Source organism: Pedobacter nototheniae, assembly GCF_004335085.1.
GTDB classification, from domain to species: Bacteria; Bacteroidota; Bacteroidia; order Sphingobacteriales; family Sphingobacteriaceae; genus Pedobacter; species Pedobacter nototheniae.
The window spans coordinates 120911-146837 of record NZ_RQRS01000013.1 but is presented as its reverse complement, the minus strand read 5'-3'; the positions used below and the strand labels follow the sequence as shown (position 1 = coordinate 146837).

26 protein-coding genes and 1 tRNA gene are annotated in these 25927 nt (G+C 34.0%); 8 read left to right on the top strand and 19 right to left on the bottom strand.

Annotated elements, in window-relative coordinates; translation table 11 throughout:
- Window positions 1-862 precede the first annotated feature (862 nt).
- From EHC72_RS13190 to EHC72_RS13170, 5 genes are all read right to left on the bottom strand, one after another.
- A complete protein-coding gene (locus tag EHC72_RS13190; RefSeq protein WP_131538176.1) occupies window positions 863-1591 on the bottom strand; it encodes a hypothetical protein in 729 nt (242 codons plus the stop codon).
- A 71-nt stretch (window positions 1592-1662) separates the two neighbouring features.
- The gene (locus EHC72_RS13185; RefSeq protein ID WP_131538175.1) at window positions 1663-2514 is read right to left on the bottom strand and encodes a DUF4097 family beta strand repeat-containing protein; all 852 of its coding nucleotides are present in this window, start codon (window positions 2512-2514) and stop codon (window positions 1663-1665) included.
- A 28-nt stretch (window positions 2515-2542) separates the two neighbouring features.
- Window positions 2543-3334: a HEAT repeat domain-containing protein gene (locus tag EHC72_RS13180; RefSeq protein WP_131538174.1), complete on the bottom strand. Its 792-nt coding sequence runs from the start codon at window positions 3332-3334 to the stop codon at window positions 2543-2545.
- Window positions 3327-3887: an RNA polymerase sigma factor gene (locus EHC72_RS13175; RefSeq protein WP_131538173.1), complete on the bottom strand. Its 561-nt coding sequence runs from the start codon at window positions 3885-3887 to the stop codon at window positions 3327-3329. Before EHC72_RS13175 ends, EHC72_RS13180 begins: the two co-directional genes overlap by 8 nt.
- Window positions 3888-4050: 163 nt before the next feature.
- Window positions 4051-4332: a hypothetical protein gene (locus EHC72_RS13170; RefSeq protein WP_131538172.1), complete on the bottom strand. Its 282-nt coding sequence runs from the start codon at window positions 4330-4332 to the stop codon at window positions 4051-4053.
- 139 nt (window positions 4333-4471) lie between these two features.
- On the opposite strand from EHC72_RS13170, the gene EHC72_RS13165 reads away from it, so the two are divergent.
- Both EHC72_RS13165 and EHC72_RS13160 read left to right on the top strand, forming a co-directional pair.
- Window positions 4472-4876: an EVE domain-containing protein gene (locus EHC72_RS13165; protein WP_131538171.1), complete on the top strand. Its 405-nt coding sequence runs from the start codon at window positions 4472-4474 to the stop codon at window positions 4874-4876.
- A gap of 74 nt (window positions 4877-4950) precedes the next feature.
- Complete coding sequence (locus EHC72_RS13160; RefSeq protein WP_131538170.1) at window positions 4951-5529, top strand: hypothetical protein; 579 nt, start codon at window positions 4951-4953, stop codon at window positions 5527-5529.
- On the opposite strand, the gene EHC72_RS13155 is transcribed toward EHC72_RS13160, so the two are convergent.
- Window positions 5526-6710, bottom strand: a complete 1185-nt coding sequence (locus EHC72_RS13155; RefSeq protein ID WP_131538169.1) for a cation:proton antiporter — start codon at window positions 6708-6710, stop codon at window positions 5526-5528. The two genes, EHC72_RS13160 and EHC72_RS13155, sit on opposite strands and share 4 nt — an antisense overlap.
- Before the next feature lie 67 nt (window positions 6711-6777).
- Window positions 6778-7299: an acyl-CoA thioesterase gene (locus EHC72_RS13150; protein ID WP_131538168.1), complete on the bottom strand. Its 522-nt coding sequence runs from the start codon at window positions 7297-7299 to the stop codon at window positions 6778-6780.
- 110 nt (window positions 7300-7409) lie between these two features.
- On the opposite strand from EHC72_RS13150, the gene EHC72_RS13145 reads away from it, so the two are divergent.
- Entirely contained in the window at window positions 7410-8900 is a 1491-nt protein-coding gene (locus tag EHC72_RS13145; RefSeq protein WP_131538167.1) for an alpha-amylase, read from the top strand.
- 44 nt (window positions 8901-8944) lie between these two features.
- Here the strand turns inward: EHC72_RS13145 and EHC72_RS13140 are convergent, their stop codons facing one another.
- Both EHC72_RS13140 and EHC72_RS13135 read right to left on the bottom strand, forming a co-directional pair.
- Window positions 8945-10222, bottom strand: a complete 1278-nt coding sequence (locus tag EHC72_RS13140; protein ID WP_131538166.1) for a type IX secretion system plug protein — start codon at window positions 10220-10222, stop codon at window positions 8945-8947.
- 204 nt (window positions 10223-10426) lie between these two features.
- On the bottom strand, window positions 10427-12334 hold the full coding sequence (locus EHC72_RS13135) for an ABC-F family ATP-binding cassette domain-containing protein (protein WP_131538180.1): 1908 nt from the start codon (window positions 12332-12334) through the stop codon (window positions 10427-10429).
- Between the two features lie 178 nt (window positions 12335-12512).
- On the opposite strand from EHC72_RS13135, the gene nudK reads away from it, so the two are divergent.
- The 4 genes from nudK to EHC72_RS13115 all read left to right on the top strand — a co-directional run bounded on the left by nudK (window position 12513) and on the right by EHC72_RS13115 (window position 15543).
- Entirely contained in the window at window positions 12513-13097 is a 585-nt protein-coding gene (nudK, locus tag EHC72_RS13130) for a GDP-mannose pyrophosphatase NudK (RefSeq protein ID WP_131538165.1), read from the top strand.
- A 65-nt stretch (window positions 13098-13162) separates the two neighbouring features.
- Window positions 13163-13573, top strand: a complete 411-nt coding sequence (locus EHC72_RS13125; RefSeq protein ID WP_131538164.1) for an Rrf2 family transcriptional regulator — start codon at window positions 13163-13165, stop codon at window positions 13571-13573.
- A 68-nt stretch (window positions 13574-13641) separates the two neighbouring features.
- Window positions 13642-14292 (top strand): NAD(P)-dependent oxidoreductase, encoded by a 651-nt coding sequence (locus EHC72_RS13120; RefSeq protein ID WP_131538163.1) that lies wholly within the window; start codon window positions 13642-13644, stop codon window positions 14290-14292.
- Window positions 14293-14511: 219 nt separating this feature from the next.
- Entirely contained in the window at window positions 14512-15543 is a 1032-nt protein-coding gene (locus EHC72_RS13115; protein WP_131538162.1) for a quinone-dependent dihydroorotate dehydrogenase, read from the top strand.
- Window positions 15544-15594: 51 nt separating this feature from the next.
- On the opposite strand, the gene EHC72_RS13110 is transcribed toward EHC72_RS13115, so the two are convergent.
- The 5 genes from EHC72_RS13110 to EHC72_RS13090 all read right to left on the bottom strand — a co-directional run bounded on the left by EHC72_RS13110 (window position 15595) and on the right by EHC72_RS13090 (window position 18065).
- Window positions 15595-16053 (bottom strand): GyrI-like domain-containing protein, encoded by a 459-nt coding sequence (locus EHC72_RS13110; RefSeq protein ID WP_131538161.1) that lies wholly within the window; start codon window positions 16051-16053, stop codon window positions 15595-15597.
- Window positions 16054-16102: 49 nt separating this feature from the next.
- A complete protein-coding gene (locus EHC72_RS13105) occupies window positions 16103-16822 on the bottom strand; it encodes a helix-turn-helix transcriptional regulator (protein WP_131538160.1) in 720 nt (239 codons plus the stop codon).
- Between the two features lie 134 nt (window positions 16823-16956).
- Complete coding sequence (locus tag EHC72_RS13100; RefSeq protein WP_131538159.1) at window positions 16957-17127, bottom strand: spore protein; 171 nt, start codon at window positions 17125-17127, stop codon at window positions 16957-16959.
- Between the two features lie 35 nt (window positions 17128-17162).
- Window positions 17163-17236: transfer RNA gene (locus EHC72_RS13095), tRNA-Cys, on the bottom strand.
- Window positions 17237-17318: 82 nt separating this feature from the next.
- A complete protein-coding gene (locus EHC72_RS13090; RefSeq protein ID WP_131538158.1) occupies window positions 17319-18065 on the bottom strand; it encodes a TrmH family RNA methyltransferase in 747 nt (248 codons plus the stop codon).
- Between EHC72_RS13090 and tamL the strand changes: the two genes are divergently transcribed.
- Window positions 18056-20473 carry a translocation and assembly module lipoprotein TamL gene (gene tamL / locus EHC72_RS13085; RefSeq protein ID WP_131538157.1) on the top strand — a complete coding sequence of 806 codons (2418 nt, stop codon included), beginning with the start codon at window positions 18056-18058 and terminating at the stop codon, window positions 20471-20473. The genes EHC72_RS13090 and tamL overlap by 10 nt on opposite strands.
- On the opposite strand, the gene EHC72_RS13080 is transcribed toward tamL, so the two are convergent.
- From EHC72_RS13080 to EHC72_RS13060, 5 genes are all read right to left on the bottom strand, one after another.
- Window positions 20470-21045, bottom strand: coding sequence for a 2'-5' RNA ligase family protein (locus EHC72_RS13080; RefSeq protein ID WP_131538156.1), 576 nt, complete (start codon window positions 21043-21045; stop codon window positions 20470-20472). The genes tamL and EHC72_RS13080 overlap by 4 nt on opposite strands.
- Before the next feature lie 62 nt (window positions 21046-21107).
- A complete protein-coding gene (locus tag EHC72_RS13075) occupies window positions 21108-21638 on the bottom strand; it encodes a hypothetical protein (protein WP_131538155.1) in 531 nt (176 codons plus the stop codon).
- Complete coding sequence (locus EHC72_RS13070) at window positions 21635-23926, bottom strand: patatin-like phospholipase family protein (protein WP_131538154.1); 2292 nt, start codon at window positions 23924-23926, stop codon at window positions 21635-21637. The genes EHC72_RS13075 and EHC72_RS13070 overlap by 4 nt, the downstream gene beginning before the upstream one ends.
- Before the next feature lie 56 nt (window positions 23927-23982).
- The gene (locus tag EHC72_RS13065; RefSeq protein ID WP_131538153.1) at window positions 23983-24456 is read right to left on the bottom strand and encodes a TspO/MBR family protein; all 474 of its coding nucleotides are present in this window, start codon (window positions 24454-24456) and stop codon (window positions 23983-23985) included.
- Between the two features lie 46 nt (window positions 24457-24502).
- The gene (locus EHC72_RS13060; protein WP_131538152.1) at window positions 24503-25852 is read right to left on the bottom strand and encodes a M20/M25/M40 family metallo-hydrolase; all 1350 of its coding nucleotides are present in this window, start codon (window positions 25850-25852) and stop codon (window positions 24503-24505) included.
- Between the last annotated feature and the right edge of the window lie 75 nt (window positions 25853-25927).

The following is a 25927-nucleotide window of genomic DNA, read 5'->3' as shown; positions in this document are numbered from 1 at the left end:
GTACAAAATTACAATAACGGAGAGTTTGAGGTTGGGTTAAAATACAATTTCAGATAAGAGGATAAGTTTTTTTATTCAATAAAGGGCGCTTCGTATAAAATGGAGCGCCCTTTTTTTATGAATTAAGCTGAGGGAAAGCCGTCGGGAGCTTATCCGAGGCTCTGCAGGAGAGAATCCGGTTGTCGGGAAGGTTTTGTAGGGGTACAAAGGGTGAATCCAGTTGTCGGGAAGGTTTTGTAGGGGTACAAAGGGTGAATCCGGTTGTCGGGAAGGTTTTGTAGGGGTACAACGGATATAATCCAGTCGTTTTGAGGGTTTTGTAGGTGTACAATGGGGGAATCCGGTTGTCATTGCAGCCCGTTCATTTCCAAATCACTTTCTTAAATCAGCGATTAAGATTAGGAAAGCAAGGATTGTAGCTCTTTTGAAACCTTGTTCCTGTTTTCCGCTGTATCGCGATAGAAGAAATCGCGGATGCCGCTTCACCCAGGTTTAGCAAAAAAGGGCATTACAAATTGTTTCGGCTCAGCTTTGCAAAGATGAAACATTCCAACCTTTGTATTTAAACCCGATGTGCGTGGATGCCATCGATTTTTATCGGGGCAGAAACGGGAGCGGGGCTGCTGTTTACTAAGTATTGCAGCCCGTTCATTTCCAAATCACTTTCTTAAATCAGCGATTAAGATTAGGAAAACAAGTACCGTACGTTTCGCTCTATTGTGATAGAAAACATCGTGGATGCTACTAAATCTAGGTTTAGCGAAAAAAGGTTGCATGCTGACTTGGGTAGGAAACAAACTTAGGATCGCGTATTTAGTATAATTGCCATCCTAAGCCTGTTTGAATATTTTAAATGGCTACTTTAAAGACCGCGGATGTAAATATTCCCGTAAGAAGAACTAATATCATAATCAGGACCTTTGCCTGGAGAGGCAGTTAATGAGGTGAAAAAGTTCCTTTCAACTTGTTCTGTAGGCTTTAAATTAAGATTAGTATAAATTTTTCCGTAGCGATTGGTTAATTTAATTTTACCAATTTTTTGCTCGCTTAAGCTCGCATCAACCCCACCATATTTCGCATCAATTTTTATAGGACCATTAAAATCTTTCAGCTCAACAATACCATATACCGATGCTACATTAGTGTTTACATTTGAAGGCAACTTAATTTCGATGGTAATTTCTATATCTTTTTGCTGATAAATTGTTGTGGCATTTGAACTGGCGTTTTCCTTTACATATTTTTCAAGATCTTCTTTAGTGTTAAATTTGGTTTTAATACCACGATCAACCAAGTAGTAGTCATTAGGTATTTGCTTCATATCTAATTTATTTTTGATGAGAATTTTGCCATCAAAAATGGAATCAAAAAGAGAGAAAGCCTGGTTACTTTGTCCTTCATTAATTTTAACGGTTGCTTCAATAGAAATTTCATTCTTATCCCAACTACTAATGCGGATTATTTTAGGGTAATCAAATTTTAATTCTATATTTTGACCGTTTTTAACAGGATAAGTCTTAGTTACTTTCGTTTGAGAAAGGGCAATGCATGGCACTAAGGCCATAAAAAGCCAGAACAGTATTGATTTCATAATTTCTGTTATTGAGTAAACATTCCTGCTTAAAAGAGGTTCGGGCAGGAGTATTTGAGGTTTAGGAAGAATTATTTTTGTCTTAGATAGACATTTTTATAGTTCGATTTTAGGATTAAATCTGCACCACCACCATTGATTTTACCTTTAAGATTTTCTTTATCATTTCTGGAAATAAAACGCTCACTAAAACTATCAATCTTGCCTGTTTTGTTTGTTTGTAAAGGCTCTGCTTCAAAATCTTCTCCTTTTCCGGCAGTTTTTTGGTTAACTGCAATTTTAAAACCTTCAGCAGCATATAAATTACCGTAGCTGGTACCTAATTGAACATTTGCCTTTGCCGTAGCGGGGATAGAAACATCAACATAACCATAAATAGAGATTATTGAAACCGGGCCCTTAATATCACCTTGGAAAATAGCATCAACCGATCCATATAATGCTTTAATATTCATTGGACCTGTATTGTTTTCTAATTTAACCTTATTATAGCTTGCAGAAACTTCAATTTCATTGGTTAAATTTTTAAGCATAATTTCTTCATAAGCCATATTACTGGTGCTAGTAAAAGCTACTTTAATGTTTTGTGGAACTTTAATTGTAATAATACCCTTTTGATTTTTGCTTACGGAATTTACATTAATTTCATCGCCCTTGGTAGATACATCAATTCCTAAACCGGTATTATCTGTAAATCCTGAGCCAGAAATTGACCTTAAACCCTTTGCACGTTCATCTACTTCTTCATCTTTTGTTACCGAAGTGCTAAAAATAATTTCATTTCCGCTGTATCCTTCAACTATGGCACCATTTAAGGAAATGTTTAATCGCCCAGAACTCTTTGCCAGCTTATATTGTTTTTGTGCTGAAACAGTTATAGTGAATAAAAAGAGGGAGAGAAATACTAATAATTGCTTTTTCATTTGTTTGATTTTTAAGTTATATCTTTTATTATAATTTGTCTTCTTTAAGTAGTAAAATGTAAGCCTCATCTTTAACGGCATTAAACGTATTAGGGTTGTTTGCAAGGGCATAAAGCTCATTATTGATGTTAATGTTTTTCATTTTGCCCAATAAATTAACCAGTCCTAACTGCACCATTGGATCATTTTGAGTGTTTAAAGAACGCACCAGCAAAGCTGATACATAACTATCATCACTATATTTTTCCATAATCCCTAAAGCCGCCAGCCTAACATTGCTATTTCCATCCTCATTTAGCGTTTTGTACAACATATCTATGGTGCTGTTGCTTATTGAGCCACTTTTTTCTATATCCAGTATAGCCGAAAGTCTTGTACTTGCAGATGTACTATCAGTAAGCCTATCAAAAAGATCAGCATGCGAAATTGTGGCAATGGATTGTTTTTCTTCCACCTTATTTTTCGTTTTAGCAACCATGTGAATCGCCCCAGGGATGGTTTTTAAAGGCTGATTACTGGTTTCTACCTTTTCGATAACTGGTTGATTTGATTGCTTTTTAAGGGGTTTTACCGTTTGAACAATTTTATCATTAGTAACCATATCCTCTCTATTTAAAAAGAAAAAAGTTGTACCAATTGCAACTAGTATAGATGCTGCCACTAACCATTTGGTACCTCCATAAAGCGAAATTACCTTACTTTTTCTTTTAGGTTCAGGGTTTATTCTAGCTTTAAAAGCTTCAATATTGAATGCTGGAGCTTCCAGATCATCAAATTCTGCCCTGTTTTGTTCTATAAATTCTTTTATTGGATCATTCATAATAAGACTTGTCCTTTAATGATAATAAAATTTTCTTCTTTGCCCGGTGGTATTGCGTTCTTACCGTAGCATGAGACAGCCCTAACATTTCTGCAATTTCTTCCTGGGTCATTTTTTCAAATAGATATAAATTTAATATCGTTTTAAAACCAGGTGCCAGCTCTTCAATACACCTTTTTATATCTTCCACCTTGCATTCAAATATTTCATTTTCGTTTGCATCATAATCTTCCTCCGCTACAAATTGAGTATCACCCAACTCTGAAAAAACAATTTTCTTTTTTCGTAAATGAGAAATCGATCTGTTAATTGCCATTCTCCTAACCCAAGCCTCAAAATTATTTATCCCCTTTAATTTATCCAGATCGCCAAATACAGAGAAAAAAGTTTCCTGCAAAATATCCTCCGCTTCAGCCGTATGGGAAATAATACGACTAATGGAATTGTAAATGCGTTTTGCATATTTGTTGTACAATCCCGTGTAGCCATAGTCTTTGCCCTGCTGGCACATCGTAATTAGTTCCTGATCAGTTATTTTTTCTGTCGATTGCAAAATTGAGCTCGTAATTTTATAGGTTTATGCTGTCTCTATATGGAAGTCGCAGTATTCCTAATAATGTTGCATAATATTTTAAAAAATGTTAAATGTTATCTTTTCATGTAGCGTTTAAGAGCTTATTTTAAATAAGTTCGGATTTGATAAGATAGAAATCTTTTTATCGTGATCTAAATTTTTCAACGGGTCTTTTTAAAATTTTATAAGTTTTCAAAAGCTTTGTCCTACCGCTAACAGCATATATAAATGCGGTAAGTACACTAAATATAATTAAGCCACTTGTCCACATAACTTTTTCATTAAAACTAAATTTTTCAGAATTGTTTATTTCAAATAGGCAAAGGATGATAAAAAATAACATCATGAAAGCACTAATTGAACTAATAATTTCAGTAAAGGGTAAATGGAAAAACTTAAAAATAGCAACAATAATAAGTGCCATATAAGTTAAAAAACATATTTGGTTAAAATATTTTAGAACGTTCATAATTTGAGATCTTAGATTTACTCAAATCTAATATTTTGAAAGAAACTACACTGTTATTTGGGCAATTTATTAGTTTTGCTACAAATAAAATTCTATGAATCATTGGTTAGTAAAAAGTGAGCCTTTTAAATATAGTTGGGACAAATTTAATGAAGATGGACGTACCTTTTGGGATGGTGTTCGTAATTATCAGGCACGAAACAATTTAAAAGCCATGAAAGAAGGCGATCTGGTTCTTTTTTACCACAGTAATGAAGGTAAAAATGTAGTTGGAGTAGCTAAAGTTGTTAGAGAATTTTATCAAGACCCTACAACGGAAGATGCAAACTGGGTTGTGGTTGATCTATCACCTGTTGAGAGCTTAAAAAATCCAGTTTCCTTAGAGCAAATTAAGGCGGAAGAAAGTTTACAAGATATTTCTTTAGTTCGCCAAGGGCGCTTATCAGTTATGCCACTAAAAGCAGAAGAATTTGATAAGATTTTGGAAATGGGAAGTTAAAAATACTTTTCTCTAATCGCTCGCATAATATCAAAAGAAAGCAGCTATATTTATGACATCTAAACGTTCTATATATGAAAGCTTTCTTTTTAGTGGTTTTTTGCAGCGCCTTTATTTTAACTGCTTCTGCACAACGAACCGTAAAACCTTATTTTGCAACTATTAAAACTTTAAGTGGTACCCAAAAAGGTATTTTATATCAGGTAGATTCAGCTAATGTTATAATAAATAGAGATAATAAGCTTGAACTTATTAGTTTTTCTACTATTAAGCAGATTAAATTAAAGGTTTTGAAAAGTGGGGATAAGGAATTTATTAAATTTATTACTTATGACCCTTGGAGTAAAAATAACTTTGAAAAAAACCAAAATGGTGCGCTCGTAAGAAAATGGGGTGAAAAGGACCCAACTATGGGAGAAGAAATAAGAGGGCATATTGCTGCTGCGGCAATCAACATTACAGGAAACCTTTTAGCAGCGCCCATTCAAAGTATAAACCCGAGTGTTGCCAATTATAAAATTAAATGTGATCAACAGCAGTATTTAAGTGTACTAAATGAACTGAGTTATTATACAGTAAACTATCAGCTAAATCCAGATACAAAGGCAGAATTACTTAGGATGAAAGCAATGTCTGCTAACTTTAAGCCTTAAATTTCGACTTCTTTTTTTCTGTTGCTCAACATCAATCCAAGCGTCATAACTAAGCTCGATCCTAATACAACCAAAAATAAAAATGAAGTACCTACCTCTGGTATTTTCAATGAGTTAGGCAAGTTAAAGTATAGTAAAATACTGATTAATCCCCTGGGGGCAATGTATAAAATAGGCGTAGGTAAACCGTCCTTAAAAAACTTCAAACAAACCCATCTAATGGCGTAAATGGAAATTAATATAAACAATCCATTTGCTAATACCGGTTTATCATTCAATTCATAAATATTCATGGTGAAACCGAAAATTACAAAGAAAAAAGTACGTAAAATAAAGGCGCTTTCTGCAGATAATTGATAAAGTTGAGATAAATCTGCGGTAAGATTTTTATATAGGAAAACACTCCTAAACCATGCATTTTGAATGGTATCTGCATTATTTAAGAATAAACCCGTACTTAAAATTAAAACTAAGGATGATAGGTGATGGGATTGACCAATGGCATAAACCAAAATCAGAATCGAAATAATTAGAAAAAACTTAATGTGGTGCACCAGTTTACCCATAATATAAAGTAAAACTATGCAGGCAATTGCCGAAAAAAGAATAATAAGAAAGGTGCTTAAACCTAAACTTACAAAAGATGAATAAGAAATTGAGGGATTGGTAATGGCAAAGTTGAAGATAATGATCCCTAGAATATCAGAGAAAGAAGATTCATAAATCACAAATTCCTTATCCTTATTGCCGAGTGCGGCAGCCGATGGAATTGCAATTGCAGAACTGATTACGCTAAAAGGAATGGCATTGGCTATGCAAACATATAATCCCTGATGGGTAATTTGATAAATTATAAAGGTAATGAATACAACTGTGCTGATTAAAATGAAAAATGCAGATAGGAAAGCACTTCTGATAATTTTGTTTTTCTCCTTATCATACTTCAACTCCAGTGAACCTTCAAAAACGATTAAAATTAAGCCTACAGTTCCTAAAGTTGGTAAAATAGATAGAAAATTGAAAGTATGGAGTTGTAGGTTATCAACCAATAAACGCAAGCCAATACCCAATAAAAGCAATAGTAAAACCGATGGTATTTTGGTTTTACTTGCCACCAAATCAAACAGATAAGAGAATATTACTAATCCGCTTAAAATAATTAATATCGTATAAGTTGTCATATTTTTAGCGTATTAAACACTGCTAAAATAGTACAATCAATATAAGTAGTCGAAAAAAAATGTAAAATTACGCTTTAAAGAATAAAGCTTTCAACTCACTTGCATCATCAGGGTTCATTTTTCCACCTAAAACCAAGCGCAATTGTCTGCGGCGTAGTGCACCATCAAAAAGTTCTATCTCTTCTTTACTTTCAGGTACTAATTCAGGCACAGGAATGGTTCTAGCACTTTGATCAACAGCTACAAAAGTATAATAAGCTTCATTACTTTTTTGTCTGGCACCGCTAGGAATATTCTCAGCCCAAACATCAAGTCTCACTTCTACTGAGGTATTAAAAGCACGCGTAACTTTGGCTTCAATAGTGATAACATCACCTAGTTTAATGGGGTGTTTAAAAGAAACATTATCTACAGAAGCAGTTACAACAATACGATTGCAATGTTTTTGAGCCGAAATTGCTGCCGCAATATCCATCCAGTGTAGCAAACGGCCACCCATTAGGTTATTAAGTGTATTGGTATCATTGGGCAACACCAATTCATTCATTATTGTAAAACTTTCTCGGGCAAATTTCTTTTTCAAACTCATAACTTGCCGCAAAAGTACGTAAAATTGTAACAAAATTATATGCAAATCATTGTTCAATTAGCTAAAACAATTAAAAAAATATCATGTTATCATAGCATAAAACTCAATTAATGCAAAATCAAACCATTATCCAATATTTTCATTGGTATTATAACGAAGAACAAAATTTGTGGGTTAAAGTAGCTAATGATGCTAAACACTTGAAAGAAATAGGTATCACATCTGTTTGGTTGCCGCCTGCTTACAAGGCTAGTACAGGTGGTTATTCTGTTGGTTACGATGTTTATGATTTGTTCGATTTGGGTGAGTTCGACCAGAAAGGAAGTATAAACACCAAATATGGCGCTAAAGATGAATATACTAAGGCGATAGAATCTTTACACGATCAAGACATTTCAGTGCTGGCAGATGTGGTTTTTAACCATAAGGCTGGGGGTGATGAGCTTGAAAAAATTCAGGTAAGAACAGTTAACGAAGAGGATAGGAACGAATTTACCAGTGATGTTTTTGAAATAGAAGCATGGACAAAGTTTACATTTCCTGCTAGAAAGGGGAAATATTCTGAATTTATCTGGGATCACCAATGTTTTAGTGGGGTAGATTGGGCAGAAGATTTAAAACAAACAGCAATTTATTCTATCCAAAACCATGCAGGAGAAAGCTTTGAGGAAGTTCCATCTACAGAGTTTGGTAATTATGATTATTTAATGTTTAATGACATTGATTATCGAAACCAAGCGGTGGTAGAGGAATTGAAATATTGGGGAGAGTGGTTAGTAGAAAACACTAAAGTTGATGGCTTTCGCCTGGATGCTGTAAAACACATCAACCCTCAGTTTATTAACGAATGGATTGACCATCTTAACCAAAAATTTAATAGAAACTTTTTTATTGTTGCCGAAAACTGGGATGTGATTAGTACTGAAGGTATGGTTGAGTATATCGATGTTACTCAGGGAAGGGCACAATTATTTGACTCTCTCTTGCATCACAATTTTTATCTCGCCAGTTTGGATGGAAATAATTTTGATATGCGTACCATTTTTGATAATACTTTGGTTCAGCTTCACCCAGAATTAGCCGTTACTTTTGTCGATAATCACGATTCACAACCTTTACAAGCTTTAGAATCTTATGTAGAGTTTTGGTTCAGACCGATTGCCTACGCAATTATTTTATTAAGAATCCAGGGGATTCCTTGTTTGTTCTTTCCTGATTTATACGGTGGTATTTACGATGACAAAAATCCTGAAGGGGAAGATACTCATATAGAACTTGCAATTTTACCGGAATTGGAAAATATGAGTAAAATTCGCTCGGCTTTGGCTTACGGAGAACAACGTGATTACTTTGATCATGGCAATTGTGTAGGCTGGACGCGTGAGGGGGATGATGAACATGAAAATAGCGGTTTAGCCGTAGTACTGAGCACAGGCGAAGAAGGTTTTAAAGAAATGGAAGTAGGAGAGAAATTTGCCGGCAAAACCTTTATCGATGCTTTAGGCTATCGTGAGCAGGAGGTTATTATTGGCGAAAACGGATGGGCAGAATTTCATTGCAACCCTGGAAGTGTAAGTGTATGGGTTTTAAAAACAAATTAATTTAACCGCTGGATAATTAAATCTATCCAGCGGATTTTAAAAAATTATCTTCTTTCAGAAATTTTATTGGCAATTTGTGTAAAGCCTAATAAGCTATCCCATCTGGCACCCGGCCTGCGGTAGTAAGCGAAAATTTGATATGTGTTTTCAGTTTCAAAAAATGAACCTTCAAATGGTCGCTTTTCAACTGTGTTCGTAGTTTTATCATTCCACGCGTATTCATAATCATAAAGCCCTTGCTTGATTAAAATATTGCCATAAAATTGTTTCTTTCCAGGGTCATAAATGAGCTTGTTTTCATTAGAAAGCATATAATTATTAAAACGACCAACTACATAGGCATCTCCGCTTGCGGATGGGGCAGCAGCATTTAGCGTAAACAAAACGCCAGCATATTCTGCTTCCGTACGGTCGTCACGTCCATCTGTATTGCGTACAAAAAAGTTTCCATTTTCATCAAACTGATTGGCGTAAGCGGTGGTGTTTCTTGATGGATCCTGAAATAAAATTACATTAACTGCTTCGTTATCTCTATAAATGCCCTTCACATTGTCGGCTTTGTACCGTAAGCTTCTAATATCAAATTTCCTGAATTCATTATCTCCCCAAAAATCATTTGTATTAACATCGCTATAAACTAATTGATTTGGCTTTATAAATGACGGTTTTGTATTGATTATTGCAGTATTCGAATTAAAATTTTGCATCACCACTGCTTTTAAATCCTGATAAGGATTAGGTATTGACATTTGATGGTTTATAGTGAAATTAATCTTTTGCTTCGAATTGCGATCTGCAACCTGAAAAGAATTGGTTACTTCGGCTGCAATGCCAAATTGATTATCAACTATATAAAAACGTTGAGAAATAACAGGTTTTTTTAAATCGCCATCTTCATAAACCTTAAGTAAATAATTGCCGCTAATTTTTGGTTTAATTTGATCGTTAGGCAAAGTTAATTCGTAGTGCGTATATTTTCTCGTGGTATTAACAGAATAACGATAATTGATAATTCTATCATCATTAAAACTTTCTAAATAATCAATGCTCGAAATCCTTGAAGATTGCCAATCGGATGTGCAATGCTCCACAGTGTACCAATAATTTTTTGTCCCAGCGAGTAAATCATCAAATGAAAAGCTTAACGTTTCGTTAGAGTTTAATGTAATTACAGGCAAGGATTGCTCTTTGTTGCTATTGTAGCAAAGTACAGTTTTTATATTAGGAAGGTATATCTTGTTTTCGTAAACGAAAGATGTATTGTTTTGGGCAAATGCTATTGTAGAGATGAAAAATAATATAGGTAGTAGTATTTTTTGCATGGGTTAAAGCTACATTTTTGAAATGAAGAGACAAAGCGTATATTTTATTTGAATATTAGTTGGCACTTCCCGAATAATTTATGAAGAAACGTGATTTGGACTTAAATGATAAATAAAACTTTATTTTTTAGAAAATTAAGATGCAAAAAAAAGCCGAAGAATAGCTTCGGCTTAATATTATAAATTAATTATTTTTTGATTTTATTATCCTTCGAGCTCCATAATTTCTGCAGCCAAACTCTCCCATTTATCCTGACTGTTATCTAAATCTTGTTTAGCCGCCAAATAGCGTTTGTTGGCTTCGGCAAGTTTATCAGCTTTGCTGTATACATTTTCATCAGCTAATTCTGCCTCAATATTTTTTACAGATGCTTCTAAATCAGTTATAAGCTTTTCAGTTTTCTGCAATTCATCGTTTAACTTTTTAAGCTGATTTGCCGTGTTTGGAGTAGTTGGTTTTGGCGCTTCTTTTTGTTTCTCTGGTAATTTAACTGGGATAGGTTTAGAAACTGGAATGATCCTTTTGCTATTCCATTCTTCATATTCGGCATATGTTCCAGGGTATTGCTTAATTTTTTCTTCTTCGATAAACCAGATTTTGTTGGCTACATTATCCAGGAAATATCTATCGTGAGATACTGCAATAAAAGTACCTTCAAATTGATCCAAAGCCTGAATTAAAATATTTACCGATTGGATATCCAAGTGGTTGGTAGGCTCATCGAGAATTAAAAAGTTTGAGTCTGTTGTTAAAGATTTTGCTAAAGCAACTCTTGATTTTTCGCCTCCAGAAAGAACCTTAATTTTCTTAAATACGTCATCACCTGTAAAAAGGAAACAACCTAAAATACTACGTAATTCAGTATCAGTATGTTTTGGGGCAAAAGCCTGTAACTCTTCTAAAATAGAATTTTCTAAGTGTAAAGATTCTAATTGGTGCTGTGCGAAGAAAGTAGTAGTAACATTATGTCCTGTTTCACAGAAGCCATCAAAGCCTTCAGTGCCAGCAATAATTCTTAATAAAGTAGATTTACCCTTTCCATTGGCTCCAATTAAGGCAATTTTATCACCCTTTTCAATTACACCTTCGGCATCTTCTAAAATATGTACGTTTGGATAGCTTTTTGTTGCATGTTCAATCCTAACAACATGCCTGCCAGAAGGTTTTGTAAATTTAAAGCTGAAGTTAACTGTAGGGTTATCATCATCCACATCATCAATACGCTCCATTTTATCCAAAGCTTTCATTCGCGATTGAGCCATTTTAGCTTTACTCGCTTTAGCTTTAAAACGCTCAATTAAGCGCTCTTCCTGCTTAATTTTTGCTTGTTGGTTTTTAAATTCTCCTTTTTGAATTTCACCACGTAATGCTTTTTCCTCTACATAAAAACTGTAATTACCAGCATAAACGGTTAATTTTCCCTTACGAGATTCTACCGTACGGTTTACAATTTTATCCAGGAAATATCTATCGTGAGAAACGATAACAATAGCACCTTCAAAACCCATTAAATAGTTTTCTAGCCATTTAATTGAGGGTAAATCCATGTGGTTGGTTGGCTCATCCAGTAATAAAATATCAGGATTTTGAAGTAAAATCTTTGCAAGCATTACACGCATCCGCCAACCCCCAGAAAAGGTGTTTAAAGGTCTGTGCTGATCTGCCGTACTAAAACCTAAACCAGCCAAAATTTCATTAGCACGGTATTCTATATTATAACCATCAAGTGCTTCAAACTCTTGTTGTTTATCACTTAATTTGTATAAAACCTCTTCACTGTAATCAGTTTCTATTTTTTTTAGTAATTCCTCAATTTCGTCGTGCAGTTGGTTTTGGCGCTCAAAAGCCTCCATCGCCACATGCAAAATGCTATGGTGAGAATCGTAAGAAAGTAAATCCTGGTTTAAATATCCAATTTTCAAGTCTTTAGACATGGAAACCGTTCCAGAAGTTGGTGCATACTCGCCAACAATTATTTTTAATAGTGTAGATTTTCCTGTCCCGTTAGCACCAATTAAGCCAGCTCTATCGCCCGGTTTAATGTGCCAGTTCGCTTCATCATATAAGGCCCTTGAGCCAATCAGGAATGTTAAATTATTTATTGAAATCATTTCGGGTGCAAAAGTACGAATTTTAAAGGCTAATTTTTGTCTGTATATCAAATTCATAACACCTTAAATTATACAGGTGGTTAAGTATATAAGCTTTGAGATGATTTAAACAAAATCATATTTTACAAATTTCGAATCACTAAAATGTATAAGTTTGGTTGAAAATCAATCTATAAAAATGAATAACGAAAACGTAAAAATAATTAGCACGGAAATCCTTTCAGATAATTGGTATACCCTGAATAAAATCACCTTTAAATACCAGAAGAAAGATGGTACTTGGGAAACACTAAACCGCGAAGCCTACGATAGGGGCAATGGAGCAACTATTTTGCTTTATAACAAAGAAAATAAAACGGTAATACTAACAAGGCAATTTCGTTTGCCAACTTATATTAATGGAAACGAAAGTGGAATGTTAATTGAAACTTGTGCTGGCTTGCTGGATAAAGATAATCCAGAAACGGCAATTAAACGCGAAACAGAAGAAGAAACAGGCTACAAAATTACCGAAGTAAAAAAGGTTTTCGAAGCCTATATGTCGCCAGGTTCTGTTACAGAAATTGTTTATTTCTTTGTTGCAGAATATTCAAAAGATATGAAAGTAAGCGAAGGTGGCGGTCATCATGAAGAACAAGAAAATATTGAAGTATTAGAAATCCCTTTTGAAGAAGCAGTAAATAAGATTGGAAGTGGGGAAATTAAAGATGGAAAAACAATAATGCTTCTTCAGTATGCTCAAATCAATAATTTAGTGAAATAAAGAAGAAATATTTGGAAATCTAAATTTTATATCTACTTTTGTACTGTAATAAAAATAATTACAGAATGAACAGCAGTCGATTTTCTATTTCTTTACATATACTAACGCTTCTGGATCAAGCCAAAGGAGCGTTGGTATCTTCTGATTGGATTGCTGGTAGTATTAATATCAATCCAGTTTTAGTACGAAAAGAAATTATAAACCTGCGCAAGTATGGCTTTGTTTTAAGTAAAGAAGGTAAGGGTGGAGGAAGTGCTTTAGCAAAAAATGCATCAGATATTAACTTAGGAGACGTTTATTTGGCCGTAAAACAGAAAAGTATTTTAGGCGAAAGTAAGAATGAGCCAAACCCAAATTGTCCAGTTGGTAAACAAATAAATAAACATCTGGATCAATTATATAATGATGCAGAAGAGGCGCTAATTAAAAGATTATCTGCTCAAAATCTATCAGATTTTAGCAGTAAATTCATATAAATTTTTTTTCATACAAACTGTAATAAATTTAGTTACAATATAAAAATAAAACATAAAAATTAAATAAAATGAAAGTAGCATTAATTGGAGCCTCAGGATTTGTAGGCGCCGCAATTTTAAAAGAATTGTTAAATCGTGGTAATGAAGTAATCGCAATTGCTCGTGATGTAGATAAAATTGAAGCTGTAAGCGATAAGTTAATTAAAAAACAAGTTGATGTTTTAGATACAGCTAAATTGGCTGAAGCTGTAAAAGGAAGTGATGCCGTAGTAAGTGCATTTAATGCAGGCTGGACTAATCCAAATCTTTATGCTGATACAGTTGCAGGGGCAGAAGCTATCCAAAAGGGTGTAAAAGCAGCTGGTGTTAAACGTTATGTTTTTATTGGCGGTGCAGGTACCTTGCAAATCGATGGAAAACAAATTGTTGATGGACCAGATTTTCCTGAAGCTTACAAACCCGGAGCAACAGCGGTTAGAGATTATTTTAACACATTAAAAAATGAAAAAGAATTAGATTGGTTGTTTTTCAGCCCTGCCATAGAAATGCACCAAGGCATAACAGTTGGCCGTACCGGAAAATATCGTTTAGGTAAAACTAGTCCAGTTTTTAATGAAGAAGGCCGTTCTATTTTATCAGTAGAGGATTTAGCAATCGTTATTGTGGACGAATTAGAAAATAATGCACACCACCAAGAGCAATTTACTGCAGCTTATTAAAAGGTAAAATTCTCTAATCTATCAGCGCTAAATACGCTTTTTTAAGCCCGTCGAAATGTTTATATAAAGCAATTCAACGGGCTTAATAAGTTAATATAGATAGAATTTTTTGAATGAAATTTTAAACAATTCGTAAAATTGTTAAGTGCATAAAGGAATATTACTAGAATTATGTTTCTACATTTTCCATTTTACATTAAGTTATTTTATCTTCGTTGCATGTATCGCCTTATTAAACCAATATTCTTCAAATTTGATCCCGAAAACGTACATTATTTTGTCGTAAAGCGATTAAAATGGTTTAATGATAGATTTCCACTTGGTAAAACCATTATCAGAAGCAGTTTTGATTTTAATGTTAAAGGACTTGAAAAGGAAGTTTTTGGAATTAAATTCAGAAATCCGGTAGGTTTAGCCGCTGGTTTTGATAAAAATGGCGAATATGTTGAGGCTTTAAGCAATCTTGGCTTTGGTTTTATAGAAGTTGGTACCGTTACGCCAATGCCGCAACCCGGAAATGATAAGCCCCGTATGTTTCGCTTACCTAATGATGAAGCCCTGATTAATCGTATGGGTTTTAACAATAAGGGAGTTGATGTAATGGCAGAACGTTTACGGATTTTGAAGGATAAACATCCTGATATTGTGGTAGGTGGAAACATTGGTAAAAACAAAACAACACCCAATGAAGATGCAGTAAGTGATTATATCAAATGTTTTGATAGGTTATTTGATGTAGTTGATTATTTTGTGGTAAATGTAAGTTCTCCGAATACACCTGGTTTGCGTGAGTTACAGGAAAAAGGACCCTTAAAAAATATTCTGAATACTTTACAACAGCGAAACCGCAAAAATGATATATCCCGTCCAATCTTGTTGAAAATAGCACCTGATTTATCAGATGCTCAACTAGATGATATAATTGAAATCGTTTCAGAAACTAAAATCGCCGGCATTATTGCAACCAACACCACAATTAGTCGCGAAAATTTGGCTACAGAGAAGGAACTTACAGATGAAATGGGTGGCTTAAGTGGTAAGCCTGTTAAAAATAGATCAACTGAAGTAATACGTTACTTATCAGAGAAATCTAATCGTGCTTTTCCAATTATTGGCGTTGGTGGTATTCATTCTCCTGAAGATGCTAAAGAAAAATTGGATGCCGGAGCATGCCTTTTACAGCTTTATACAGGTTTTATTTATGAAGGACCTGGCTTAGTTAAGGATATTTGTAAAAGCCTGATTAAATAGGTTTCTAAATTAGTGGAAGCGCAAATTCTATTGCGCTCCAAAATTAAGTTATTATTTTACTGCAATAAAAATGTCAAGCTCTGCCTGTTCAGGATTTTGAGCTTTTTCACCGTACACCTCAAAATCTGAAGTAAATATTCTTGGAATATCTGTAGTCCAAATTTTAGTCCATGCGTTTAACACAGCGCCCTCTGCAAGGTTACCCTTTACTGGATACTTTTTATAAATAGCTTTTTCTATAGTCTTCGAAACCATTCCGGCAGGAATTTCATCTATTTCAGAAACTTTGCAACCAATGATTGTGGTGTAAGGTTTGGTATGATCTTTTTCGTAATCGGTGTAAATCACGTAAATAGATGGATCAACTTTATTTGGAATTTTTTCTAAAATATTTTCAGTCATAAACTTATTCCATAATTCAGGAATATCGTTTCCCGATTGTTCATTTTCATTTGTAGTTCTAACTGAAATACCAACTACGCTAAATTTTTCTATAATTTGATTGCTCATTTTGATGTTTATTAATTTAACTCAAAGATAAAGCGGCTTTGTGACAGCCCTATGTCAGGGGCGTTGAATATTTTTCCAAACAAATTTTAAAGTATTCCTGCAGTGATATTTTTTGTGGTTCAAAGCAATCATCCAATAAGTTTAATGATCTTATTCTATCGAGCCTAAATGATCTGAAATCCATCCTTAATCTACACCAAGCGATTAAAAGCCAATTTTCTTGAGTGCTGTATAATGCAAAAGGTTCAATTAATCTTTGAGTGGTTTCATCATTATCTGGCGCATAATATTCTATTTTCGTTACCTTATAATTGGTTAAAGCGAGTTGCAAATTAGCTAAATGGTCGCTAGTTTTATTTTCTGCTGCATTTTGCCTGAAAACAATTCTATTAGATAATAAATTTGCTTTTTCTTTGGTATTATTCTTTAAAACGGATTTTATTTTAATAATTGCTTCGCTATATTCTTTTACAAAAGATGCATCTTTATTTTTTAAAACAAGTTGCTCAGCTGTGATTAATGCATTCGCTTCGCTCTCGGTAAACATAACCGGCGGAATGCTATACCCCTCAATAATGGAATATCCTTTGCCTTCTGCAGTTAAAATAGGAACGCCAGCTTGCTCCAAAGCTCTAATATCTCTGTATATAGTACGTGTGCTTACCGAAAACTTTTTGGCCAATTCAGTAGAAGTAATTAGCCTTTTCGATTGTAATTGGATTAAAATAGCGGTTAACCTCGAAAGGCGTTTTGTATCGTTATCGATCATAGAATTCAATTGCCTAAAAATCCTTTATTTGTTTACGGGTTAAAGATAGAGGAATGAAAGAGAAAATTAAAGGCATAAAAAAAGCATCCTGTGATCAATAGGATGCTTTAAATTTTTTAGAAGATTTCTAAAAACTATTTTGCCAATGCAGCTAAAACAGCGTTGTTTTTTGCTAATTGATCGTTTTTAGGTTGTGCAGAGCGACTTCCTAATTCGATGTTAGTTGCTCTTTTTAAGAAATCTACTTCCTGATGAGCAAAGTTTTTATTTCTTCTGTCTTTTCTTTTTAATCTGGTAACTGCCATGGTAATAACCTTTTATTATATTTTATTTGTACAAATGGAGGTCGAGAGCGGATTCGAACCGCTGTAGAAGGTTTTGCAGACCTCTGCCTAGCCACTCGGCCACTCGACCTGATAAATTCAAGGCTGCAAAAATAGCAATTATAAATTAGCGAACAAATATTAGAGCGTTTAATTTTAAATTAAATTACCATTTATTTGCTATCTCTCACTATTTCAGTGCAAAAAATTGCAGCACTAACAGCAACATTTAAAGATTCTGCTTTACCAATTCTTGGAATTGTTACCGGATGATCGATCATTTTTATAATTTCTTCTGTAATTCCTTTCCCTTCATTACCCAAAATAACCAATCCTTCTTTCTTCCATTTAGTTTTATAAATAGATTCTCCATCAAGTAGGGCGCCATAAACAGGAATTTTAACTTCCGCTAGTAAAGCAGGTAAATTTTCATAAAATACATTTATTCTCGCAAGCGATCCCATTGTGGCTTGTACTGTTTTAGGATTATAAGCTTCTACGGTATCTTCGGAGCAGATAATGTTTTTAAAACCAAACCAATCTGCTGTCCTTATTATAGTACCCATATTTCCAGGATCCTGTACTCCATCTAGCACAAGAGTAAACGCTCCGTTCAAATCTTTAATGTTTAACTTTTTATTTTCATGAAATTTCACGAGTGCCAAAAAGCCGTGTGGAGTTTGTAATGTACTAATCTTCGCTAACTCAGCGTTGTTTACTTCAAATAAGTTTATATTTGCAGCCAGTTTGGGTAACAAATTGTGTTGTTCGCTGGTGTAAAATATAGAGTGAATTTGGTAGCTTGAGTGTATAAACTCTTTAATAGATTTTATACCTTCAACAATAAATAATCCATTTTCACGGCGATATTTTTTTTGATGTAACGATTTAATAAAACTAATCTGAGATTTTGAAAGCATACAAATACTTAATAAATTTTAAACTGAAAAGCCCTGCAATATTACTTATAATTATTGTTTTAATGCAGGCTTGTTCATCAACTAAATATATTGCAGACTATCAGGCTATCGTTAAGAAAGTTACCATCGATAGTGTAGATAAAAAATTCGAAGAACAGGCTTACAACTATGTTCAAAAGGATATTAGGCCCACTTCTCCATACAGTATTAATGTGCCATTGTATAATTTATTTAATACGAAAGATGGGCGATATAAAACTAATAATATTAAACCTTTTGGTACACCACCGGCTATTTTAGATAGTACATTGGTGGAAATTTCTCGAAACCAAATTCAAAAATTTCTACGAGGAAAGGGATATTTTCAAGCAAAGGTTGAATCTGATATTAAGGTAAAAGACAAAAAAGCTGAAGTTAAATTTAAAGCAACTCCAGGTCCTGCTTCTTTTATAAATAAGATTACAGATTCTATTTCCAACAAAAACATTAAAAATATTTATGAGTCTAAAAGGCCAGGGTTAACTCATTTGCATAAAGGAATGCAATATGATATGGACTCCTTAACTTATGAAAGAGAGCAGATTTATAAAGTTATGAAGGAGAATGGGTATTTCTATTTTCTAAGGCCTTTTGTAAATTTTGATGTTATCGAAACCGCAAATGTGAGCCAGGTTGATTTACGTTTAAATATTACCAACCCGCCAACAAAAGATGGTCACAAACAGTATAACATTGGTTATACGCACATGGTTATAGCGCCAAATCCGGATGGTTTCCCTGATTCTGCTCAAAAAAAACTTAGTAAGGACACCGTTAACGGAATTATTTTTACTGATTTTTCTAAACGTTATAGAAGAAATCCAATTGTAAGGTATGACTTTTTAAAGCAGGGTGAATTATACGACATCAGGAATGAAAATTTAACTTATGATCGTTTATACGAACTGAATATCTTTAAAAATGTTAAAATCGATTATTTTAATCGTGATAGTACCTCTAATAAAATTAACCCAATTATTCTTCTAACTCCTCAAAAGGTAATGAGCAACAGGATAGAAGGAGAGGTCCCTTTTAACGGCGGTACGGTTGGTTTTAATTTAAGTAATACCTATACCAATAATAATCTTTTTAGAGGTGCAGAACGTTTTGAGTTGCAGGTTAAAGGTGGTTTACAATCGAGAATTGGAAATGGAGCTTCGCCATTTAAAGATATTTATCAGCGAGATTTCTCTATCAGTGCAAGTATAACGGTACCAAGATTACTTATCCCGTTCTATAATCCAGTTTTGGGATCTAACGGAATGCCACATACCACGTTTTCATCCAGTTACATTTATGCTTTGCAAAAGGATATTTCGGTTAGGCGGATTTTTATTAATTCGATTACATATGATTGGGTAGAAACGAAATCTAAACTGCACTCATTTACACCATTAAATTTTGAATACCGTTTTGGTAATCTTGACCCAAACATTGCGGATAGCTTAATCCGTAACAACCAATATTATGTGAAGCTTTTAGGACGCAAGGATTTTACATTGGGTATGAAATATACTTATACTTTAAATGCCGATAAGCTTAATCAGCCAAGATCCTTTGTTTATCTTAGAGGTAATATAGACATTGCTGGTAATTTATTGCAAGGAATATCTAAACTATCAGGCTCAAAAAGTGATCCGGCTAACGGAGATTACGCGAAAATTTTAGGTTTGCCATTTAACCAGTATGTACGTCCTGAGGTTGATATTAGATGGTACAAATATTTGGGTGGCGAAAGGCAGTTTATAGCCAGATTAAACACAGGTATAGGTTATGCCTACGGAAACTCTGTAGGTTCGGGAATCCCGTTTGAAAAACTGTTTTTTGCAGGTGGATCGAGTGGTATTAGGGCGTGGCAGGCCAGAACAATTGGTCCGGGTAATTACAATAGAGAATCTATTGGGAGCGAAGCAGAAAGAAAGGCCGTTTTTGGATTAGATCAGCTGGGAGAAATGCGTATAGAAAGTAATTTTGAATACCGTTTTACCATAACTAAAAAGTTTTTTGGTGGTGCTTTAAAAGGTGCAGCCTTTGTTGATGCAGGTAACGTTTGGAACATTACCAGAACATCAACCACTGTAGAGAATGTTACCAAAACCAATGAAGAAACCATATTTAAACTAAGTAAACTTGCTCAGCAAATTGCAATTGGTACCGGCTTTGGCTTAAGATATGATGTTCAGTATTTTGTTTTTAGATTTGATATTGGTTTAAAGCTTAAAGATCCTCAGTTTTCTGGTGCAGATCAATGGGTAATTGGAAAATTCTTATCAGGAGGTAAAGACTTTAAAAACAATTTTAATGCAACGCATGCACCTGATACTTACCGTTTCCTACAATATAATTTTGGTATTGGTATGCCGTTTTAATCGAAAAGGCTAGGTGGTTTTTGCTTGGCTGTATTTCCCTTAAAGATAAATTCTTTATAAGGTTGCCACCTTTTATCTATGTGTTTGTAAACCCAAAAACTATTAACTGGAAATGTTCTTTTAAATTGCTTTTCCTTGTACTCGTTCATTATAGAATCAAATACCGCTGGCTTAACATCTTTAAAAGCAATTGTTAAATGTGGATTAAACTTAAAATTAGTCTTAGCAGGTAGTAATTCTAATGGCTTTAGCTCGTTTTTAATTTGCGCCTGCAGATGCATAATTCCTTCGTTTTGCTGCACACCAATATAAACTGTGTACGGCTTAAATCCATTAAAATTTTTTAAAACCTGATTAAAAGAATCTGTAAAAACTGCTTGTTCTAAAGCGCTAAAAAAATTTTGTTCTTGAAGAAGTGATGATAATTTAACAGGATTATAAAGCGTGATATGTGCTGGTCTTTTTAAAGATTCATGAACGTTATATTTTGAAGAAACATCATTTCTGATTTCATCAATATCTTCTACAACCGTTAAAGGAGGAATAATGCAGACTAAAAATAGATTTTCCATAGCTCAAATTTACTAATATTTTTAGTAAATTTGAGCTTCTTAAAATAATTTAAGTAAAGTTTTTAGAAGAGGTTTTTTAGTCCATCAAATACACTTTCAAAAAATGTAGAAAGATTTAAGCCATTGCTGTGATTGAAGTAAATAAAGATTAAAAAAACAATAACCACAAAAATAATCAGCTTTCTAAATGCAAAAGCAATTAATATTAAAACAATTGGAATAATGAAGAGCCATAAGCTGTTAATAGTATATGGACTTAAATCTGTATCTTTTTTATACACATAAACGAGCTTACTGTGCGTGCCAGCATCATTTTGATGTTTAAGATATACAAAAGTAGATCGTTCTATCGGGAGCGGTAATACAGCAACACCATCGTTAAATTTTAAGCTTTGTGTAAAACCGCTAACACTAAAAGTATAAATACCATTAATATTTTCATTAGGGTTATTTAATGAATCAGCTGCGATAATAGCCAATTTATTATTTTTAAGAAGGTTTTCTTTAACAAGAAAATTATTGATGGCTGCAGTTTGTGCCGAGCCAAAAAGGCTAATTAAGCAGAGCGAAAATAAAATAAATACTTGTTTCATTCTATAGAACGTTTGTTGTAAATTAAATATCCAATATGCAATAATACGCCATTTCTTTTAACCGCATCATTATATAAATTATAACTTAAGCTTACTGGCCCCAATGGCGTGTGGTAAACTAAGCCTGCTGTACCTGCATAGCGAATTTTGGTGATGGCTTTTGCATAATCAATATCCTGAAAGTTGTTGAGCTCAAATTCTTTGTGCGGTAAGAAAAGATAGCCCTCCACTCTTAAATCTAAATTTTTTCTGAAACTGTAAATATTTTTTATCCCACCAGCCACGTAAGTCGTTGCTCTAAATTTATCTAAAAAAAGCGAACGGCTATCCTGAAGTGGATAAAAAGCCGGCGACATAAGCAGGGTAGAATAATAATTTTTAAAAAGTGGCTGATTAGAGATAACGCCTTCTACCAAATAGCCCAAAGTATAATTTTTTAGGTGAAGGAAATAGTTTTCCTGAGTTAACTTAATACTTCCCCAATGCCTTATTTGTTGCTCAGGGTTACCTTTGATAAAGCCAGGACTATTTCTGAAAATGTTGCCTGGATTATAGTTTTCACGGCCTGTGGTGTAATTAAAACTTAAAGAAAAACTCTGCCCTCTGGTAGCGTATTGCTTTCTGTTAAGTGAATTTTTCTCTAGGTTTAACGAACCTCTAAATCCATTAAAAATAGTTTGATCCAATACATCGCCTACTGCAAATGTATTATTAGGGCTGTACCGATCATTATTGTTGATGAAAGTAGAATGGAGCACAATTTTAGTATTGTGATTTAAAGGCATCCCCATCATCAAATCTATTTTACGATCAGATTGTTCGATATAAATTGGGTGGGGGTTTTCGATAAAAATTTGACTGGTGTTGTAAAAATTCCAGTGGTTATATGTAAGTTCTGCTGCTAAAAAAAGCGGTAATCGTGTAGGATAATCAATGCGCCCATTTAATTGCACCGATTCATAAAATCGTCCTGAATAAAAGCTAGTGCCAAATGTGTAGGCTTTTCGGTTTAGGTAATTGTATTCGGCACCCAAAAAAACATTGCTAATTGGGCGGGTAGAAATGTTACCGCCAAGCTCTAATTTGAAACTTTTTTTAGGTTTAGCAATAACTTCAAAAGTATAACTATCAGTTGCCGCTTGGTAGGAAATTCTTGGATAAATGGTTTCAAAAGTTTGATCTGCTACCAATTTATAATAACCACGTTTAATATCTGCCAGGTTAAAAGTACTTTTATCACTTTTAAACAGCCTTTCAACATATTTTTTTTGTTGATTATTAACACCAGTTACAGTTACATTGCTAAATACCAGATCGGGTTTTTTGGCATTAAACTGAGCACGTTTTTTTTCTAATTCTTCATCCGTTACTCTTCTACTTATCAGCTCTTTAATTTTGGGCATATCGGCCATGGTAGCTTCATAACCTTTTTGAATAAGCTCTTGTACTGGGCTAAAGTTAGAAACGCTGTAATCGGCTACATCTGGCTGAATATACACACCATTTTTACCAATCATGGTAGAATCTGACTTGGATAAAAACATGAATACTAAAAAGCGGTTCATTAACCTGTCATCTATATTTTTAGGATATTCATTATAAGTTTTTGAAGATACGTTTGCCCCAATAATATAATTAGGTTTAAACTCCTTCGTCATTACATCCACTGGAAAATTATTGTAAAGCCCGCCATCAAAAACATATTTTCCATCCAATTTAATCGGGCGATAAATTACTGGTACTGTCATAGTTGCCCTCACAGCTTCGGCCAAACTGCCTTTGCTTACGGTAATGCTTTCTTGCGAGAGCACATCTGATACCATACACCTAAATGGAACAAAAAGGTTATTAAAATTATCTTTAGAAACGGCTGATGCTTGAGAAAAAAGCTCTAAAAAGGCAAAATTTAGTGGAATATCATTAATTAAGTTTGATCGGAAAGTAAAATGGAATCCTGTATCTATAGCAACCTTTGCGGCAAGCATTGATGCATTTGGAGCATTTTTTTGAAAGAAAAACGTGTAATCGCTGGTATACCGTCCATTTACCCAATTCTGAAAATCATTACTTAATGCAACTTTTTCTATTTGTGCAGGCGAATACCCCGAGGCATACATGGCACCCACAATGCCACCCATGGATGTACCCGTAATATAATCTATCGGGATATGGTTTTCTTCAAGCGCTTTTAAAGTGCCAATATGAGCAAGTCCTTTTGCGCCACCACCACTAAATACAAGGCCTACCTTTTGCGCGTGTAATTGGGTACAGCACAGAAATAGAAGCATCAGCAAAAAACATCTAAAAGTTACCACCCCTAAAAATAGCGTTTTACTTTTAAATTTTAGTTTAATATAAAGATGTTATATGTTAAAAATGATGCAAAAGTTACCCAAAGTATGTATGGAATGAACAACAAGCCTGCCCATTTATCTATTTTATAAAAAGTGTAGGCGTTAATAATAATGAAGATGAGAAGGAGGATTATTTCTGCCAGTGCAAAGCCAATTTCATGCAGGTAGAAAAATATAAAAGACCAGCCCAGGTTCAAAATCAGTTGGATAAGGTAAATAGCTACAGTTCTTGGAAAGTGAACAATTTTATCTCTTTTTATCCAAATCAAATATGCCGCAATGCCTATTAAAATGTATAGTGTTGTCCAAGCGTAAGGGAAAACCCAATTTGGAGGATTAAAAGATGGTTTGTTAAGAAAAGGATACCACGTTTTTACAGATTGTGCCGTTGCCCAACCACCTAATGCGCCAACGCCTAAAGTTAGTGCAATACTAAAGATAAAAGCTAAAGGTTTAAATTTCATGCTGCTAATTTGAGTTTAAACAATGATAAAACCTAAAAGTTTTTATTTATCGCCCAACACCTGGTACTATTGGTAAGCTTTCATTATCTTCTGTACCAACGCTTTGTACCGCGAATAAATAATTATCTTTGCTGTATGGCAATCGCATTTCTGTAGCGGTTGTATAGAATTTTCTTTGCCAAACCGGGCTGCTTGTCTCACGCATTAACACATAATAACCTTTATTTGAACCTGATATTGGTGCTTTCCAAAATAAAAATGTAGAGTTACTTAAGTTTTTAACATCAACCTTAACTTCTTGTGGGCTAGATGGTGCTTTTGCTAAATTAGCTAGGACAGAAATATTGACTGCAGTATTTTTTCTAAGGTATTCAAAATCCATGTACTCCATTAAATCACCATACTTAATACCGTTTTCAGTTCTTAAATCTTGGTGTTGATGTTCAAAATTTTCATTCATTTCTGTAATACGAACTGCTGTAAAGCCATTTTCGACGAAAGGAATATGGTCTCCACCACGTAAAAAGCGATCGTTTCTATAAATAAGTTTAATTTCTAGTTGATCTACATAACGCTCGCCAATTTCCTTTACATATCTAGCTAATTGCCTGCTTTTTCCATCGTTTTCTAATCCAAACTGGCGGATGTTTTTTGCGTTTTTATCTAAATCCAAGGCAGGTAAACCTTCGCTAAAAACACGAAGTTTGGTATTATCTATAATTTGTGTTTCGCTGCTATTGTTGCTGCCAATCATATCATTGTTAAGCATTGCTTCGATATTCCAACTTTCCTTTTTGGCTTTATTTGCCATAAAACCAGATCCCAGTAAAGATTGTTCTTCTCCACTTACCGCAACGAAAATTATAGTTGCGGCAAATTTATATTTACTCATAATTCTCGCAGCCTCAATCACTCCGGCAACGCCGCTACCATCATCGTTTGCACCTGGCGCATCACTTGTACGGTTCATTACATCGGTAACGCGGCTATCTAAATGACCGCTAACGATAAATACACGTTTATCATTTGGATCAGTTCCTTTTAAAATTGCAACAGCATTTCCGAGTAAAATTGGTACATCAACTCTTTTTCCATCAGCTTTAATGGTTGTCGTATCCAAAAATGCGGAAAGACGGCCTTCACTTTGTTTTGCAAACTGATTAAATTTACTTACAACCCAGCTTCTTGCAACTCCGATACCATTTTTCTTGCTTTTTTGATCGCTTAAAGTATTTCTGGTGCCAAAAGAAACCATTTTAGCGATATAAGATTTTAATGAATCGGCATTAACATTTTTTACCATCATTTCAATGTCTACATCACGCTTAACGATGGTTTGAGCATTTGCTGAAAATCCTAAACAAATAAAAAATAATAAGATGTATTGCTTTTTCATATCGAAATTAATTAAGAAAGCTAAAGTATTTAAATGATTGCGATTTTAATGCAGTTTTAATGGGAATACTGTAAC

What these genes read in the sequence shown, in the direction of transcription:
- EHC72_RS13110 (WP_131538161.1), bottom strand. Translation starts at nt 16,053, where the DNA reads ATGAGCAATCAAATTATAGAAAAATTTAGCGTAGTTGGTATTTCAGTT.
- EHC72_RS13145 (WP_131538167.1), top strand. Translation starts at nt 7,410, where the DNA reads ATGCAAAATCAAACCATTATCCAATATTTTCATTGGTATTATAACGAA.
- EHC72_RS13120 (WP_131538163.1), top strand. Translation starts at nt 13,642, where the DNA reads ATGAAAGTAGCATTAATTGGAGCCTCAGGATTTGTAGGCGCCGCAATT.
- EHC72_RS13190 (WP_131538176.1), bottom strand. Translation starts at nt 1,591, where the DNA reads ATGAAATCAATACTGTTCTGGCTTTTTATGGCCTTAGTGCCATGCATT.
- EHC72_RS13080 (WP_131538156.1), bottom strand. Translation starts at nt 21,045, where the DNA reads ATGGAAAATCTATTTTTAGTCTGCATTATTCCTCCTTTAACGGTTGTA.
- EHC72_RS13160 (WP_131538170.1), top strand. Translation starts at nt 4,951, where the DNA reads ATGAAAGCTTTCTTTTTAGTGGTTTTTTGCAGCGCCTTTATTTTAACT.
- nudK (WP_131538165.1), top strand. Translation starts at nt 12,513, where the DNA reads ATGAATAACGAAAACGTAAAAATAATTAGCACGGAAATCCTTTCAGAT.
- EHC72_RS13125 (WP_131538164.1), top strand. Translation starts at nt 13,163, where the DNA reads ATGAACAGCAGTCGATTTTCTATTTCTTTACATATACTAACGCTTCTG.
- EHC72_RS13075 (WP_131538155.1), bottom strand. Translation starts at nt 21,638, where the DNA reads ATGAAACAAGTATTTATTTTATTTTCGCTCTGCTTAATTAGCCTTTTT.
- EHC72_RS13135 (WP_131538180.1), bottom strand. Translation starts at nt 12,334, where the DNA reads ATGATTTCAATAAATAATTTAACATTCCTGATTGGCTCAAGGGCCTTA.
- EHC72_RS13105 (WP_131538160.1), bottom strand. Translation starts at nt 16,822, where the DNA reads ATGATCGATAACGATACAAAACGCCTTTCGAGGTTAACCGCTATTTTA.
- EHC72_RS13065 (WP_131538153.1), bottom strand. Translation starts at nt 24,456, where the DNA reads ATGAAATTTAAACCTTTAGCTTTTATCTTTAGTATTGCACTAACTTTA.
- EHC72_RS13155 (WP_131538169.1), bottom strand. Translation starts at nt 6,710, where the DNA reads ATGACAACTTATACGATATTAATTATTTTAAGCGGATTAGTAATATTC.
- EHC72_RS13070 (WP_131538154.1), bottom strand. Translation starts at nt 23,926, where the DNA reads ATGCTTCTATTTCTGTGCTGTACCCAATTACACGCGCAAAAGGTAGGC.
- EHC72_RS13165 (WP_131538171.1), top strand. Translation starts at nt 4,472, where the DNA reads ATGAATCATTGGTTAGTAAAAAGTGAGCCTTTTAAATATAGTTGGGAC.
- EHC72_RS13140 (WP_131538166.1), bottom strand. Translation starts at nt 10,222, where the DNA reads ATGCAAAAAATACTACTACCTATATTATTTTTCATCTCTACAATAGCA.
- EHC72_RS13150 (WP_131538168.1), bottom strand. Translation starts at nt 7,299, where the DNA reads ATGAGTTTGAAAAAGAAATTTGCCCGAGAAAGTTTTACAATAATGAAT.
- EHC72_RS13090 (WP_131538158.1), bottom strand. Translation starts at nt 18,065, where the DNA reads ATGCTTTCAAAATCTCAGATTAGTTTTATTAAATCGTTACATCAAAAA.
- EHC72_RS13185 (WP_131538175.1), bottom strand. Translation starts at nt 2,514, where the DNA reads ATGAAAAAGCAATTATTAGTATTTCTCTCCCTCTTTTTATTCACTATA.
- EHC72_RS13100 (WP_131538159.1), bottom strand. Translation starts at nt 17,127, where the DNA reads ATGGCAGTTACCAGATTAAAAAGAAAAGACAGAAGAAATAAAAACTTT.
- EHC72_RS13180 (WP_131538174.1), bottom strand. Translation starts at nt 3,334, where the DNA reads ATGAATGATCCAATAAAAGAATTTATAGAACAAAACAGGGCAGAATTT.
- EHC72_RS13115 (WP_131538162.1), top strand. Translation starts at nt 14,512, where the DNA reads ATGTATCGCCTTATTAAACCAATATTCTTCAAATTTGATCCCGAAAAC.
- EHC72_RS13170 (WP_131538172.1), bottom strand. Translation starts at nt 4,332, where the DNA reads ATGGCACTTATTATTGTTGCTATTTTTAAGTTTTTCCATTTACCCTTT.
- EHC72_RS13060 (WP_131538152.1), bottom strand. Translation starts at nt 25,852, where the DNA reads ATGAAAAAGCAATACATCTTATTATTTTTTATTTGTTTAGGATTTTCA.